The sequence below is a fragment of the Caldisericia bacterium genome (assembly GCA_021158845.1).
In the GTDB taxonomy this organism is placed as follows: Bacteria; Caldisericota; Caldisericia; order B22-G15; family B22-G15; genus B22-G15.
In genome coordinates this window covers 1-13,694 of record JAGGSY010000043.1, presented here as the reverse complement: position 1 = coordinate 13,694, position 13,694 = coordinate 1, and the positions used below count along the sequence as shown (strand labels likewise).

The window sequence follows — 13,694 nt, the reverse complement described above, 5'->3', positions numbered from 1 at the left end:
TAGATTCCACTATTCTCAGCAAGGAAAGGATTTGTTGTTATTCTTAAGATTGCTCCTGCAGCACCATAGACTAAGTATGAAATGAACAAGATTTTGGGGTCTATTGTAATTGCTGAGATTAAAAGTGTAAGAGGTATAAGTGTTGCTCCAAAGAGTAATACTTTTTTCCTTCCAATTCTATCGCTGAGAATCCCCGAAGGAATAGACATTATTGCTGCACCAATTCCCCCCATTGATATGATGTATCCTATAACTGAATTCCTTATTCCTCCTGAGGAGAGATACAGATTGAATATTGTGTTGAATCCACCCTGTGACATGGAAAGTATGAAGAGAGCAACAAGGAAAAGTTTTGCGTTACCAGAGAAACTATTTATTGCATCTTTATAGTCTTTAAAAATCTTTTTCACAAAAAATTTATATCACATCTAAAAAATAAAGGAAAGAAAGACATGAAAATAAAAAATTTGGTAGCGCCGTGGGGAGTCGAACCCCAGTCTGAGGATTGAGAGCCCTCCGAACTAACCGTTGTTCTACGGCGCCACACTCACTAATATATTATACCAGTCTTTTTATGGTGGTCAAGGAGTTTCTGTTTCCTCCCCTTTCTTAATTAGAGGGATGATTTTCATAAGTATTCCCAATGAGAAGAGTGCCATTATTGCATAAATTATGTAGATAATATAAGTTTTCTGTGGATTCATATTCCAGTAGGCAGCAAAGGAATCAATTATGGTGTGAAGTATTATCATAAGTATAAGAGATTTCATTCCCCAGCCTCTCTTCTCTGCATAGGAAAATAGAGATGTGGTTCCTGTATGGAAGAAAAACGCAAGAAGTCTTTCAATAAGGCTAAGAATTGAGAGTGTACCTGCTGATAGAGCTGATAAGAAGATAAACAGCGATTCTCCAAACCCGAATCCACTTCCAACATAGAGCGCATTAATAATTTTCTTTTTTCTTGAGAAGTAGTATTTGGGAATTTCCTGAAATAGAGCTGCTATAAAACCAATCCATAAAGATAGGACAACTGGGTTTTGGAAGTTTATTAGTTTCTGAACATAGGGTTGAACAATGAGTATGATTAAAAGAATTCCAATACCTATTATAAAATCTCTCCAGATAAACTTTCTTAGTATCAAGAATATTATTAAAAGACCAATTAATCCACCAATGAGAGGATATGGTGTTGTAAAGGAGAATGGAAATTTAAAATGGATACCAGCAATTTTATCATCTTCCATGGTGATTATGAAGGTTATGGTTTTCTTTTCAAAGATTGTTTCATAGTAATAGTTTCTATACTTCCCCTTCTCTTCTTCTTTTGTGAATTTGTATGATTTCAATTCTCCATAAGATGATACAAGATCGTTTCTTAATTTCTCAAAGGCATCTTCTTTAAAAGCTGTCTTCATTAAATCTGTTAAGTGTGGTTCTATGAGTGAGTAATCATTAAGTTCAAATGCCTTAAAGAATTTTTCAGCCACTTCTTTTTGGTTTTCGTTGATTACTCCATAAACTGTATGGGTGCTAAGTAGTAGCACAAAAAGCATAAAAGTAACAATGAAAAATCTCAACCTTTTATTCATACCCACCTCCAACAAGTTAAACTAAATTAATGATAACCCGTTAAACCCTCTGTGTCAAAAACTATGCCTTCTTCTTAAATAGATTGGGGAGGTAGATTAGACCCTGAGGGAGGAGCATCATGATTAAAATTATCATAATTCCATTAAATACATAGGGAGAGAAGGAGGTTCTTGCAAAAAACACTGGTACTATTGTGATAAATATTGCTCCAAGAATTGATCCAGGAACAGAACCAAGACCACCTATCACAATCATTGCAAGGAAGTTGAGAGATGCGCCAAGACCAAAATCGTTAGGCGAGATGTAAGATACTGTGTGAGCGTAAAGGCTTCCAGAGATTCCTGCAAAGAAGGCTGAGATTACAAATACAAGGATTTTATAATAAGAAACATTTATCCCAAGTGAGCTTGCGAGAATCTCATTTTCTCTTAAACTCTTAAGAGCTCTTCCTGTTTTTGAATTTATGAGGTTTGTTAGTAAAATAATAGTAACTATGAGAAATATTAGAGCTAAATAGTATTTAGAGAGATCAGAAGAAAGAGTCAAGCCAAAGATTTCTGGTGGTGGTATATCCTTTATTCCATGGTATCCACCTGTAAATGAAAGGTAACCTATTATCTGAGTTATTGCAATTCCAAATGCCATTGTTACAAGGGCAAGGTAAAAACCAGAGACCCTTAACGATGGGAAGCCTATTAAAATTCCAAATAAACTTGAGACAATTCCAGCGATTATTAAACTTGGAAGAAATGGAAGGTTAAGTTTCATTACAAGTAGTGTTGATGTGTATGCTCCTATCCCCATAAATGCAGCATGTCCAAGGGAGAGTTGTCCTGCTATTCCAAGTAAAAGATTGAATGATATGGCTCCAATGGCGTAGATAAGTGCGAGGGTTAAGAGATATATTATAAAACTCTTATTAAGAAAGAATAGAGGAAAAAGGATGGCTATTATAAGAGAGATAATTACAAGATTTTTCCCTTTCATACTCTCTTTACCTCCTTTCTGCCCATTAAACCGTGAGGACGTATAAGGAGTATGACTATTATTATGATGAGGGAGAGTGTAACCTTTAGTTTTGTTGTTATATAAGCTGCGATGAGATTCTCAAGCACCCCAAGAAGAAGACCACCAACAATTGCACCGGGAATACTTGTGAAACCACCAAGAACTGCTGCTGTAAAAGCCTTGATCTGAATTTCCTGCATCATATTTGAATGAAGATACAGATTTGGTGCAACAAATACACCAGCAAGAAGACCAAGAACTGCAGAGAATCCCCATGTAAAAGAAAGAACAGTTCCTATCCTTATACCCATCAGTCTTGAGGCAAATTCATCTTGAACAGTTGCCCTCATTGCTATTCCGTGAATTGAAAACTTTAAGAACAGAAATAGACCAACTATAATTGCGATTGATATGATAAAAACAAAGAGACTGTATTTGTCAATTACAACACTACCTAAAAATATTGGTTCTCTATTCACAATGGGTGGAAAGAGTTTCTCTTGGGTTCCCCATATAGTGGTGGCAAGTCCATTCAGAACCATTAAAACCCCAAGGGTTATTATCATCATCCCTGCATGGGTTTTTTCTCTGACTGGTCTTAACAAACCTCTTTCAATGGCCATTCCAAATAGAAAGGCAAAACCTATGCTTATAATTATTGATAGATACAGGGGAAGTTTTAAATATGTAAGAAGGGTATAGACTATAAAAGTAGAAAACATTGCCATTTCCCCGTGAGCAAAGTTTACAACCCCAGAGGTTATAAAGACCAGCACAATTCCAAGAGCTGCTAAGGCATATATGCTACCCCAAAAAAGACCACTTACAACATTTTGAAGAAAAAACATTCTTACCTCCCAAGATAATATTTCCTGACTTCTTTTGTTTTTAAAAGCTCCTCGCTTTTTCCCTCAAAGGCTATTTTCCCAACCTCAAGTATGTATGAGTAGTTACTTATCTTAAGTGCCTGATAGGCATTCTGTTCCACAAGGAGCACAGACACACCTGATTTATTTATTTCCTTTATGATGCTGAATATTTCCTGTACCAGTATTGGTGCAAGACCCAGGGATGGTTCATCCAAAAGAAGGATTTTTGGATTACTCATAAGAGCTCTTCCAATTGCAAGCATCTGTTGTTCTCCACCTGAGAGTGTACCTGCAAGTTGATTTTCTCTTTCCTTCAAAACAGGGAAGTATGAGTAGATCTTGTCTAAATCTTTTAGACTTTTCTTTCTATCCTTTCTTATGTATGTTCCAAGAATTAAATTTTCCTTCACAGTAAGCTCTGGAAATATCCTTCTCCCTTCAGGCACCATAGAGATTCCAAGTCTTACAATATCTTCTGGAGCATGCCCTGTTATATCTCTATCAGAAAATATTACTTTTCCCTTATCAGGTTTTAGAAATCCACAGATTGTCTTAAGTGTCGTTGTCTTCCCTGCACCGTTTGGACCAAGTAGTGAAACTATGCTTCCCTCTTCTACTTTAAGGGAGACACCTGATAACGCCTTAACAGGACCATAACTTACATAAAGATTATCAACTTTTAGCATTCTCTTCCTCCCCTAAGTAAGCCTCTATGACTTTACTGTTGTTTCTTATCTCCTCAGGTTTTCCCTCAGCAATCTTTTCTCCAAAATTTATTACCGTTACAGTATCGGATATATCCATCACAACAGACATATCGTGCTCAATTAGAAAAAGGGTGAGATTTCTTTCCTCTTTTAGCTTAATCAGAGTCTCTTTTAGTTTCACCTTTTCCGTTGTTGTTAATCCAGATGTTGGCTCGTCAAGAAGTAGTATTTCTGGATCAGCCATGAGTACCCTTCCAATGTCTATCAGTTTCTGTATCCCATAGGGAACAGAGGTTGGATAATGATAGAGGTAATTCTTAAAACCCAACTCCTCAGCTATTTTTATTGCCTTCTCTATACCCTCTTTATCAAAATTTTTTACCCTCTTTGTGCTTAAAAACTCCTCAAAGATATTTGTTTTAATCCACCTGTGATAACCTATAAGCATATTTTCCAATACATTCAAAAATTTAAAGAGCATGAGATTCTGGAATGTCCTTCCTATTCCCAGTTGAATTATGGAGTGAGGAGATTCAGCCAGTATATTTGTTCCATTATAGTAGATCTCGCCTGATTGGGGGTTAACTATTCTACTTATGGTATTGAAAACAGTTGTCTTTCCTGCACCATTTGGACCTATAAGGGAGTGAATCTCATCCTCCTTTATCCTTATTGAGAGATTCTTTACCGCCGTTACTCCACCAAATTTCACTGTTAGATTCTTAATATTTAGTTCACCCATGCTTCCTCCTTTAGAAGGGGAGGGAACCCTCCCCTTCTAAAATTTCTTAATCGCCAATGGAAATCCAATCTGAAACTTTTGTCCACATACCATCCTTTACCTGCATGAAGTACATTGACTTCTTTCCAGAACGATCATTTGGAGCGTATGTTATATCTTTTGCAAGCATTCCTGACCAGTGCTTGAATGTTTCAAGTGCCCAAACAAGTCTCTCTCTTGTTGGAGGAGAGCCAGCCCTTCTCAATCCTTCAACAAAGACCTCTCCTGCAATCCAGCCTGCTATGGCATAGGCGCTTGGAATTTCTCCTGGATGATACTTATCCCATATCTCATAGAACTTTTTAACTCCTGGATCCTTTAAGTCTGTAAATACCCATGCTGATACATATGTTCCCTCTGCAGCTTCTTTTCCAGCAAGGGTTATAAGCAGTGGATCTGCATTGGGATATGTTGTTACAAACTTTGTCTTAAGTCCCAGCGAGTAAGCTGTTTTAAGGATTATTGATGCAGGTTTAAGAAGGGCATACATTATAACAACATCAGGTTTTGCCTGTTTTAATTTTAGTACATACGATGTTAAATCAACTTCCGTTGGGCTAAAACCAACCTCTATTACAGGCTTCTTGCCATACTTTTCAAGACCCTTCTTTACGCCATTCAATCCCTCTGTTCCAATATCATCTGTTTCATAGATTACCGCAATTTTATCTGCCTTTAACTCCTCAACAACATACTTTGCCATTATCTGGCCTTCATTTGTAAAGTTTGGCTGGACTGCAAAGATATACTTCTTTGGTGGATATGCAAGCTTACTTGATCCACTTCCCTGATATACAAATGGAACCTTATTTTCATTTAGATAATCCATTACTGCAAGGCATCCTGGAGTTCCAAGCCCACCAACTATTGCAAAAACCTTATCCACCTCAACCATTCTCTTTACCGCTGCAATGGTTTTTGCTGGATTGAATTGGTCATCCTCAACAATGAGTTTAATCTTTCTTCCGTATATTCCACCATTGTCGTTTATGTAGTTGTAATAGGTTTTGTAACCTTTTACAAATTCAATTCCAATGGGAGCAACAGGACCTGAAAGTGCCGCAAAGGCTCCAATCTTTATCTCCTTATCTGTGACACCTGGAATTTTTCTTGGAATAAGTTTTGATTGTATATAAACCTGTCTTCCAAAGGCATCGTAGAATACAAAGTATCCTGCAGTTTCTGAAATAAAGCGAAGAGGAACCATCGTTCTTCCAGGAGGAACAATCTTTGGAGCAACATCAATTACCATTTTCTTGCCATTCACATATACTTCCTTTTTCCCAATGAAGAGTTCAATGGTCTTTCCCTCTATCTTAACAGTTACCTTTCTTAAGACTCCGTCCCATCCTACTTCACCACCAAGTGCTTCAATGACAAATCTGATTGGTACAAGGGTTCTTCCATTTTCTATGAATGGAGCAACATCCATCTCCCTCTCAACACCGTTAACCATATACTTCTTCTCTCCAATTTTCATAACGATGGAGATCTCTGCTCCTGCTCTCACTGAGCCAATGAGAGCAATGGAACCCAGTAGAGCAAGAGATACCACTAAAATCACTGCCAAAAGCTTTTTCATACTTAACCTCCTTTTAAATTTTTTTAAGTATTAGTGAAATTGCCTGTCCTCCCCCTATACAGAGGGAAACAAGCCCCAGTTTTTTACCACTCCTTTTTAACTCATGGAGGAGTTTCACAGTAAGGATCGCTCCAGTGGCACCAATAGGATGCCCAAGAGCAATTGCTCCTCCATTTACATTCAACTTCTCATCCGGTATGTTAAGTTCCTTCTTTATTGCAATGGCAATTGCAGCAAAAGCTTCGTTGATTTCAAAAAGATCAATATCTGAAATTGTAAGATTTGCTTTCTCAAGAGAGTCTCTTATGGCATACACCGGTGCAATTCCAAAGTATTTTGGATCAACTGCTTTGATTGAGTATGAAATTACTTTTCCAAAGACTGGAAGGGCATATTTTCTTAAAGTATCTTCATCTGAAATAATCATTGCCGCTGCACCTGAATTTAAACCAGGTGCATTTCCAGCAGTGATTGTTCCATCCTTTTTAAAGACTGGTTTTAATCTTGAAAGTTTTTCAAGGGAGGTATCAAATCTTACAGTTTCATCCACTTCAAACACACCATCCTTTAATTTCACTGGAACAATCTGGTCTTTAAATCTTCCCTCCTCAATTGCCCTTTTTGCCTTTCTATGACTTTCAAGGGCAAATCTGTCCTGTTCTTCTCTTGTAATTTTGTACTTCGGAACAAGGTATTCATCTGTAAGGAATCCAGAATGTTTATCGTAGAAGGCATCGTTTAACCCATCTCTTGTTATAGCATCATAGATTGTGGAGTCTCCAAGTCTATATCCCCACCTCCCTTTCATGATTAGATATGGAGCTTGGTCCATGTTTTCCATTCCACCTGCAATTACAATTCTTGAGAAACCAGATTGTATTTCCTGTATCCCAGTAATAATTGCCTGAAGTCCAGATCCACACACTCTATTTACAGTCATTGCTGGAACTTTTTCTGATACTCCACCAAAGATTGCTGCCTGTCTTGAAGGATTCATCTTCTCTCCCGCAAGAATCACATTCCCCATAACCACATCATCAAAGATATCCGGTTCAAGATTTGTTGTTTCAAGAATCTTTTCTATTACAAATCCTCCCAGTTTTGGAGCTGGTATATCCTTTAAACTTCCTCCAAATTTTCCCACAGGAGTTCTAAAGGGCGCACTTAAAAAAACGTCAACCATATCTCCTCCTAAACAATGTTTAATTTTTTTGCCTCAAATAGAAGCTTCTCCCTAAACTTTGGATGAGCAATCTTTATAAGGGATAGAGCTCTATCCCTTACACTTTTACCCCTCAAATGAGCCACTCCATACTCTGTTACAACGTAGTCAACATCCTGTCTTGGAACAGTTATGTAGCTTCCCTCTGGAAGGGCTGGGACAATTGTTGATATGGTTTCATTCTTCACCGTTGAACGAAGAGCAATTATTCCCTTTCCTCCCTTTGATAAAACCGCCCCTCTGTGTGTATCAAGTTGACCACCTGTCCCTGTGTATTGTTTCACACCAAAGGATTCTGAACACACCTGTCCTGAGAGATCAACCATTAAGGATGTATTTATACTTACCATCTTTTCATTCTTTGAAACTATGTATGGATCATTTACAACAGAGCCCCTTAAGAGTTCTATTGAGATGTTGTTGTCTATAAAATCATAGAGTTTTTTTGTTCCCATGGCGAAAGTTCCAACCATTTTTCCCTTCCATACACTTTTTCTCTGATTCGTAATTACACCTTTGTAAAACAGGTCAACCATTCCATCTGTTAACATCTCAGTGTGTATTCCTAAATCCCTTTTATCTACCAGGAATTTTGTAATTGCATTTGGTATTCCCCCGATTCCAAGTTGAAGAGTTGAACCATCCTCAATAAGCTCTGAAATGTTTTCACCTATTCTCTTTTCAACTTCTGTTGGTTCAATGGATGGAAATTCTAAAAGTGGTGAGTTGTACTCTACAAAATAATCAACATACTCTATGTTCAGCTGTGTATCACCAAATGTCCTTGGAAGATTCTCATTTATCTCTATTATCACTGTCTTTGCCTTCTCAATCATCTCCTTCTCGTACACTAAAGATAGAGACAGAGATAGAAATCCCTTTTCGTCAACCGGTGTTCCTGTACCGATAAAGACATCTATCTTTTCACTATCTATTTTGTCAGTTCCCGCAGCGTGAAGGTTGTTTGGTATGTATGTTATTTTTCCCTTTTTGTATAAATCTCTCTCAAAGGCTCCAAGATACCAGCTTTCCATTTTAAATGGTGCATTTTCTTTGTCAACAAATCTGTAAAATTCATACTCCCTCAGTAAGAGACAGGTTATAAGTTTTACATTTTCAACTCTATCCTTGATTAGGTGAAGATGCGATAGAAGTCCTGGCGGTTGCGAAGGTCCAAGGGCAACAACAACAGTATCATTTGATTTAATTTTACTCAATGCCTCTTCAATGGAGACCAATTTCCTTTTATAAATTTCTTTTACATTCATACCTCCTCCTTTAATACCCCTTTCAATCCATGCATGATGAAATTAAGTGTGGTTAATGTTGCCCTCTTACTCATATCCTTACCCTCTTCAAGAACAAACCATTTCATTCCAACACAGTGACCTATCCCCATCAGGGATAAAGCCAGAGCTTCTGGATCGGTTTTTATAATTTCTCCAAACTTCATTCCTATTTCAAGTCCCTTTTTGTATGGAGACAGAAGTCTCTTGTAGTACCATGCACCAATCTCTCTATCAACAAATTCTGCTTCTCTCACTATTCTGTAGTCATTGCTTATGTTTCTGAAGAGATGAAAGAATGCTTGAAAACCAGCATTTTCAATCTCTCTTCTATCATTAAAATCCTTTGTGTATTCCCACGATTTTCTTCTCAGTAAGTAGTTTATGTACCTTACAAGCTCCCATAGTATTTCCTTTTTGCTGTTGAAATAGAGATAGATTGTGCCAAGGCCTATTCCGGATTCTCTTGCAATATCCATTATCTGAGTTTCTGAGTATCCTTTTTCCCCGAAAAGTTTTTCTGCTGATGAAAGGATCTTTCTTTTTGTTTCCTCTCCCTTTGTTAGAATTTCGTCGTTCTTTTCTTTTATCTCTCTTTCCTCAACAATGTATGGCTTAAAATCTCCTCTCCTATCAATTCCACTCTCTATCAAATTAAAAGCTGCTTCAAGCTTCTTATTCTCTATCTCTTTACCATCCCATATGAGATAGTTTATGACTATGAAGTAAACACTACCAAGAATTGAAAAGGATAGAGTCTCAAGATCTATATTCTTTTTGGTCTTCTCCTTAAGGACATTCTCTATCTCATTAATGAGTTTTTTGTAGAAATCCCTTACAAGGTCTTTATTTACAAATTCCACTTCACGAAAGATGTCATAGAGTGTTGTGTTTTCTCTTATGTAATTTATGTATGAGAGAAGTATACTCTTTATCAATTCCAGTGTAGTTTTCCCTCTTTTCTCCTCCTTTATCTTTTCAATCAAACCATCCTCAAATCTTTTGACAAGGGCAAAGTATATCTCTTCTTTGTTTTTAAAGTATCTGTAGATGCTTGCATTGGAAAGGCCTACCCTTTCAGCAATTTTTTTGATGGATGCCTTTTTAAAGCCATTCTCTTTAAAGGTAGCTATGGCACTTTCCAGTATCTTTTCCCTCGTCCTTTTTCCCCTTAATGTTCTCTCCATCAGGGAATTAATCCTCCATCAACTCCAATAACTTGTCCATTTATAAATGATGATTCATCAGAAGATAGGAAAAGGAGAAGATTTGCAACATCCTCTGGTTCTCCCATTCTACCAAGTGGTGTTTTCTCAATCATAATATTTATAACTTTCTCAGGAACTTTTGCTGTCATCTCTGTTTTTATGAAACCTGGAGCCACTGCGTTTGCTCTTATTCCCTTCCTTCCAAGTTCCTTTGCCCATGTTTTTGTCATTCCGATTATTCCAGCTTTGCTTGCTGCATAGTTTGTTTGACCAATGTTTCCATAAACTCCAACAACAGAGGATATACTTATAATGTTTCCCTTTCCTCTCTCAAGCATGTAAGGTACAACTGCCTTTGTTGTGTTGAATACCCCAGTAAGATTTACCGCTATAACCTTATTCCAGTCCTCTAAATCCATCTTGCTTAAGAAACCATCTCTTGTAATTCCTGCATTATTTATGAGAACATCAATTTTTCCAAATTTTTCATAAACTTTATTAACTGCATCTGACACACTCTTGAAATCTGTCACATCAGCTTTAATCGCTTTCACTATTCCGTATTTTTCAATTTCTTTCTTTGCTTCAGTGAGTCTATCTTCATTGATATCAAATATAACAACTTTCGCACCCTCTTTTGCAAGAAGTTTTGCAGTTTCCTTTCCTATCCCTCCAGCACCGCCTGTAATTATTATTACTTTATCCTTTACTCTATCCATTTTTCCTCCCTAAACCCACTTAAATACAGAAGCTGACATTACATATCCTGCTCCTGAGGTGCAAAATGCAACATAATCTCCCTTTTTGATCTTACCCTCCTTGAGTGCATCATAAAGAGCCATAAAAACACAAGCTGATCCTGTATAACCAAACTTATCCATTATCCAGTGAGTCCTTGTAAGAGGAAGTTCGAGCCTTTTCATTGTTTCCTCAATATCTGACAGTCTCACCTGTGTAAATAAAACCATATTGAGGTCCTCAACAGAAATTCCAGCTTTTTTGCATGCCTTTTTTACCAGATTGGGCCAATTGGCATAGTTTACATCTGGTGGATACTTGTGGAAGTTTGGATGAAACCTTAGAAGATGTTCTTTTTTCTCCACCATCTCTTTGGTTATTGGATACTTTGTTCCCACATATATTCCATAGGAATCCCAGTACTGTCCATCAGTTATCATTGTTGAAGCTATATAACCTGGCTCACTGGATTTTGTGAGTATCACTGCAGATGCTCCATCTCCAAACATTGGTGCAAGAACCTTGTTATCCCAATCAAGCCATTTACTCATTCCATAGGATGCAACAACAAGAGCATTGTTTATCTCTGGATCAAGCATTATATGTTGAGAGGCGATGGTCATACCAATCACAGCATCTGTGCATGCAGCATTCACATCAAAAGCTGCTGCATTTTTTGCTCCCAACTTGTGCTGAATAATGGGTCCAGTGGGTGGCGTAACAATATCTGGTGTGTCGGTTGTTAGGATAATTAGATCTAAATCTTCAGGATTCATGTTTGCTTCTTTCAGAGCAACTTTAGCCGCTTCAACTGCCATATCAGATGCAGACTCGTCTGGTGCTGAAATGTGTCTCAACTTAATTCCCGAGAGATACTCTGTTACATCGTATCCAAGCCTTTTACTAAGCTCTTCATTTGTTATAATTTTTTCAGGGAGATACATCCCTACTCCAGCAATTTTTGCAAATCTCTTCTCCATGTCTCCTCCTTTTTTAAAAATTTAGACATTTTCCTTTATGAAATTCACAAGAATTTTATTGAACTCTTCTCTCTTCTCAATATGAGGTGAATGAGCAGTATCTTTTATAATCACTTCAAAGTACTTTCCACCTTTCTCTTTGTATCTTTCAAATACGAATCTTGTCTGAGTAATCATTGGCTGTGGTGGAAACACACTTTCTCCTGGATAGTTTGGGATAAAACCCATTTTTCCAAGATATCCAATGTCAAAAAAGGAGTTATCAGATACAATCTTGTCATCTGTACCTCTCACCCATAGAATTGGAGGTTTTGGGTTTACATCAGAAATTCCACTTGTGTTAAAGTATTTTGGAGATATTGCATTTATCGGTCCAAACTTACCTGGGGCATAGAAGGGCCAATTCTTAGAAGGGACTGAATCACCTGGATATCTATCTGGCCCAATTTTTTCAAGAAGTGGAGCAGTTAGATAGTCCTCTTCTCTTTTTGGTCTGAATGGTGGTTTAAAGTAAAATTTGTTAATTACATTTCTCGGAGAATTTATACTTGATTCACTCCTATCTTTGTTTTTAATTCTTTCTACAAACTCTGGATTTACTCCACCTGCCCCTGAGCCAGCAAAATCATCATAACATGGTGTTCCTTTCTCGTCTTTAGTTCCACTAAATCCAAATGGTGATACAGGAGCAATAACTGTTAATGTTTTCACCTTTTCTGGATGGTCAATTAAATACTGCATAACAACTCCACCTCCCACCGACCATCCCACAAGATGAACTTTATCCAGATTAAGTGCATTTAATAAGGAATCTAAATCATCTGACCAATCCTTTGCACCTCTTGTAGCATCTATAATCTTATCCTCTGTTAAACCGTATCCCCTTAAGTCTGGTGCAATTCCAAAAAATTCTTCTGAGAGATCAACAATGGTTTCTTCAAAGTATGTTCCAGAGGTGAAATTTCCGTGAATGAAAATGATGGGTTCTCCCTTTCTCTTTTCAGAGAAGTGAACATTCATCTCTATACGATCTGTTTTTACCATTTTCTCCTCTATCCCCTCTAAAACATTTGGCCTCTCTTCCATTCTTCACCTCCTTTAAACTTGCTTCAATCTAAAAACATCCTTTTAGGGGAGTTTTTCTTCCCCATTGCTGTTATATCTGATTCAGGTAAAACATTATACCTGAATCAGTTGTAATTTTATATTAAATTTTTAATTTGTCAAGAGGGTGTAAAATGTTTAAACCTGGGATCTTCCTCTGAGCATAAAGTTTATTTACTTAACACAAACACAATTCCTGAGGCAACGATTAATAGACCTATCAAAGCTGGAATCAGGGAAAAATTAAAGAAATACATCATACAGAAACCAAAGATTATTAAACCTATACCTCCAATCAATTCCCATTTCCATGAAATAAGAATTAATACAATGAGTATAATCCATGGTAAGGCATTGGGACTGTTCTTTATAATACCTCCAATTCCCCCTCCGTAGATTTTTGCTCCAGATAAAATCGCAAAGAGAGTTATTAAGATTCCAACAATCAATAAAATGTATCTTAAAGCATTTCTAACCCTTTTCATTTCTCTCTTTATATATCCAAAGAACTCCCTTGTCAATATTGAAAAGTTTTATCTAATTTCAATTACTTTTCCTACTCCATACTCGATAAAATTTTCCTTATATTCCTTTCTGAAAGCTTCTCTGACCAAATCAC

At 37.0% G+C, this 13,694-nt stretch carries 14 protein-coding genes and 1 tRNA gene; all 15 read right to left on the bottom strand.

Going from position 1 to position 13,694, the window contains the following annotated elements:
- Window positions 1–410, bottom strand: a 410-nt coding sequence (locus tag J7J33_01710; GenBank protein ID MCD6168007.1) for an MFS transporter, incomplete at its 3' end; no start/stop codon positions are given.
- A gap of 58 nt (window positions 411–468) precedes the next feature.
- A tRNA-Glu gene (locus J7J33_01705) sits at window positions 469–543 on the bottom strand.
- Between the two features lie 38 nt (window positions 544–581).
- Window positions 582–1,589: a DUF3887 domain-containing protein gene (locus J7J33_01700; GenBank protein MCD6168006.1), complete on the bottom strand. Its 1,008-nt coding sequence runs from the start codon at window positions 1,587–1,589 to the stop codon at window positions 582–584.
- 61 nt (window positions 1,590–1,650) lie between these two features.
- Window positions 1,651–2,577 (bottom strand): branched-chain amino acid ABC transporter permease, encoded by a 927-nt coding sequence (locus J7J33_01695; protein ID MCD6168005.1) that lies wholly within the window; start codon window positions 2,575–2,577, stop codon window positions 1,651–1,653.
- On the bottom strand, window positions 2,574–3,446 hold the full coding sequence (locus J7J33_01690; GenBank protein MCD6168004.1) for a branched-chain amino acid ABC transporter permease: 873 nt from the start codon (window positions 3,444–3,446) through the stop codon (window positions 2,574–2,576). Before J7J33_01690 ends, J7J33_01695 begins: the two co-directional genes overlap by 4 nt.
- Before the next feature lie 2 nt (window positions 3,447–3,448).
- On the bottom strand, window positions 3,449–4,153 hold the full coding sequence (locus tag J7J33_01685) for an ABC transporter ATP-binding protein (GenBank protein MCD6168003.1): 705 nt from the start codon (window positions 4,151–4,153) through the stop codon (window positions 3,449–3,451).
- A complete protein-coding gene (locus J7J33_01680; protein MCD6168002.1) occupies window positions 4,140–4,916 on the bottom strand; it encodes an ABC transporter ATP-binding protein in 777 nt (258 codons plus the stop codon). The genes J7J33_01685 and J7J33_01680 overlap by 14 nt, the downstream gene beginning before the upstream one ends.
- Window positions 4,917–4,962: 46 nt before the next feature.
- Window positions 4,963–6,537, bottom strand: coding sequence for an ABC transporter substrate-binding protein (locus J7J33_01675; protein MCD6168001.1), 1,575 nt, complete (start codon window positions 6,535–6,537; stop codon window positions 4,963–4,965).
- Between the two features lie 13 nt (window positions 6,538–6,550).
- Window positions 6,551–7,720: a thiolase family protein gene (locus J7J33_01670; GenBank protein MCD6168000.1), complete on the bottom strand. Its 1,170-nt coding sequence runs from the start codon at window positions 7,718–7,720 to the stop codon at window positions 6,551–6,553.
- Between the two features lie 8 nt (window positions 7,721–7,728).
- On the bottom strand, window positions 7,729–9,027 hold the full coding sequence (locus tag J7J33_01665; GenBank protein MCD6167999.1) for an acetyl-CoA hydrolase/transferase family protein: 1,299 nt from the start codon (window positions 9,025–9,027) through the stop codon (window positions 7,729–7,731).
- The gene (locus J7J33_01660; protein ID MCD6167998.1) at window positions 9,024–10,232 is read right to left on the bottom strand and encodes a TetR/AcrR family transcriptional regulator; all 1,209 of its coding nucleotides are present in this window, start codon (window positions 10,230–10,232) and stop codon (window positions 9,024–9,026) included. Before J7J33_01660 ends, J7J33_01665 begins: the two co-directional genes overlap by 4 nt.
- Complete coding sequence (gene fabG, locus J7J33_01655; protein ID MCD6167997.1) at window positions 10,232–10,972, bottom strand: 3-oxoacyl-ACP reductase FabG; 741 nt, start codon at window positions 10,970–10,972, stop codon at window positions 10,232–10,234. Before fabG ends, J7J33_01660 begins: the two co-directional genes overlap by 1 nt.
- A 9-nt stretch (window positions 10,973–10,981) precedes the next feature.
- The gene (locus J7J33_01650) at window positions 10,982–11,971 is read right to left on the bottom strand and encodes a ketoacyl-ACP synthase III (protein MCD6167996.1); all 990 of its coding nucleotides are present in this window, start codon (window positions 11,969–11,971) and stop codon (window positions 10,982–10,984) included.
- A gap of 21 nt (window positions 11,972–11,992) precedes the next feature.
- Window positions 11,993–13,057 (bottom strand): alpha/beta hydrolase, encoded by a 1,065-nt coding sequence (locus tag J7J33_01645; protein ID MCD6167995.1) that lies wholly within the window; start codon window positions 13,055–13,057, stop codon window positions 11,993–11,995.
- 188 nt (window positions 13,058–13,245) lie between these two features.
- Entirely contained in the window at window positions 13,246–13,560 is a 315-nt protein-coding gene (locus J7J33_01640; GenBank protein ID MCD6167994.1) for a hypothetical protein, read from the bottom strand.
- Between the last annotated feature and the right edge of the window lie 134 nt (window positions 13,561–13,694).

Excerpts from the sequence above, each read along its gene's own strand:
- J7J33_01685 (MCD6168003.1), bottom strand. The coding sequence starts at position 4,153 with ATGCTAAAAGTTGATAATCTTTATGTAAGTTATGGTCCTGTTAAGGCG.
- J7J33_01650 (MCD6167996.1), bottom strand. The coding sequence starts at position 11,971 with ATGGAGAAGAGATTTGCAAAAATTGCTGGAGTAGGGATGTATCTCCCT.
- J7J33_01675 (MCD6168001.1), bottom strand. The coding sequence starts at position 6,537 with ATGAAAAAGCTTTTGGCAGTGATTTTAGTGGTATCTCTTGCTCTACTG.
- J7J33_01695 (MCD6168005.1), bottom strand. The coding sequence starts at position 2,577 with ATGAAAGGGAAAAATCTTGTAATTATCTCTCTTATAATAGCCATCCTT.
- J7J33_01660 (MCD6167998.1), bottom strand. The coding sequence starts at position 10,232 with ATGGAGAGAACATTAAGGGGAAAAAGGACGAGGGAAAAGATACTGGAA.
- J7J33_01700 (MCD6168006.1), bottom strand. The coding sequence starts at position 1,589 with ATGAATAAAAGGTTGAGATTTTTCATTGTTACTTTTATGCTTTTTGTG.
- fabG (MCD6167997.1), bottom strand. The coding sequence starts at position 10,972 with ATGGATAGAGTAAAGGATAAAGTAATAATAATTACAGGCGGTGCTGGA.
- J7J33_01670 (MCD6168000.1), bottom strand. The coding sequence starts at position 7,720 with ATGGTTGACGTTTTTTTAAGTGCGCCCTTTAGAACTCCTGTGGGAAAA.
- J7J33_01680 (MCD6168002.1), bottom strand. The coding sequence starts at position 4,916 with ATGGGTGAACTAAATATTAAGAATCTAACAGTGAAATTTGGTGGAGTA.
- J7J33_01645 (MCD6167995.1), bottom strand. The coding sequence starts at position 13,057 with ATGGAAGAGAGGCCAAATGTTTTAGAGGGGATAGAGGAGAAAATGGTA.
- J7J33_01665 (MCD6167999.1), bottom strand. The coding sequence starts at position 9,027 with ATGAATGTAAAAGAAATTTATAAAAGGAAATTGGTCTCCATTGAAGAG.
- J7J33_01690 (MCD6168004.1), bottom strand. The coding sequence starts at position 3,446 with ATGTTTTTTCTTCAAAATGTTGTAAGTGGTCTTTTTTGGGGTAGCATA.
- J7J33_01640 (MCD6167994.1), bottom strand. The coding sequence starts at position 13,560 with ATGAAAAGGGTTAGAAATGCTTTAAGATACATTTTATTGATTGTTGGA.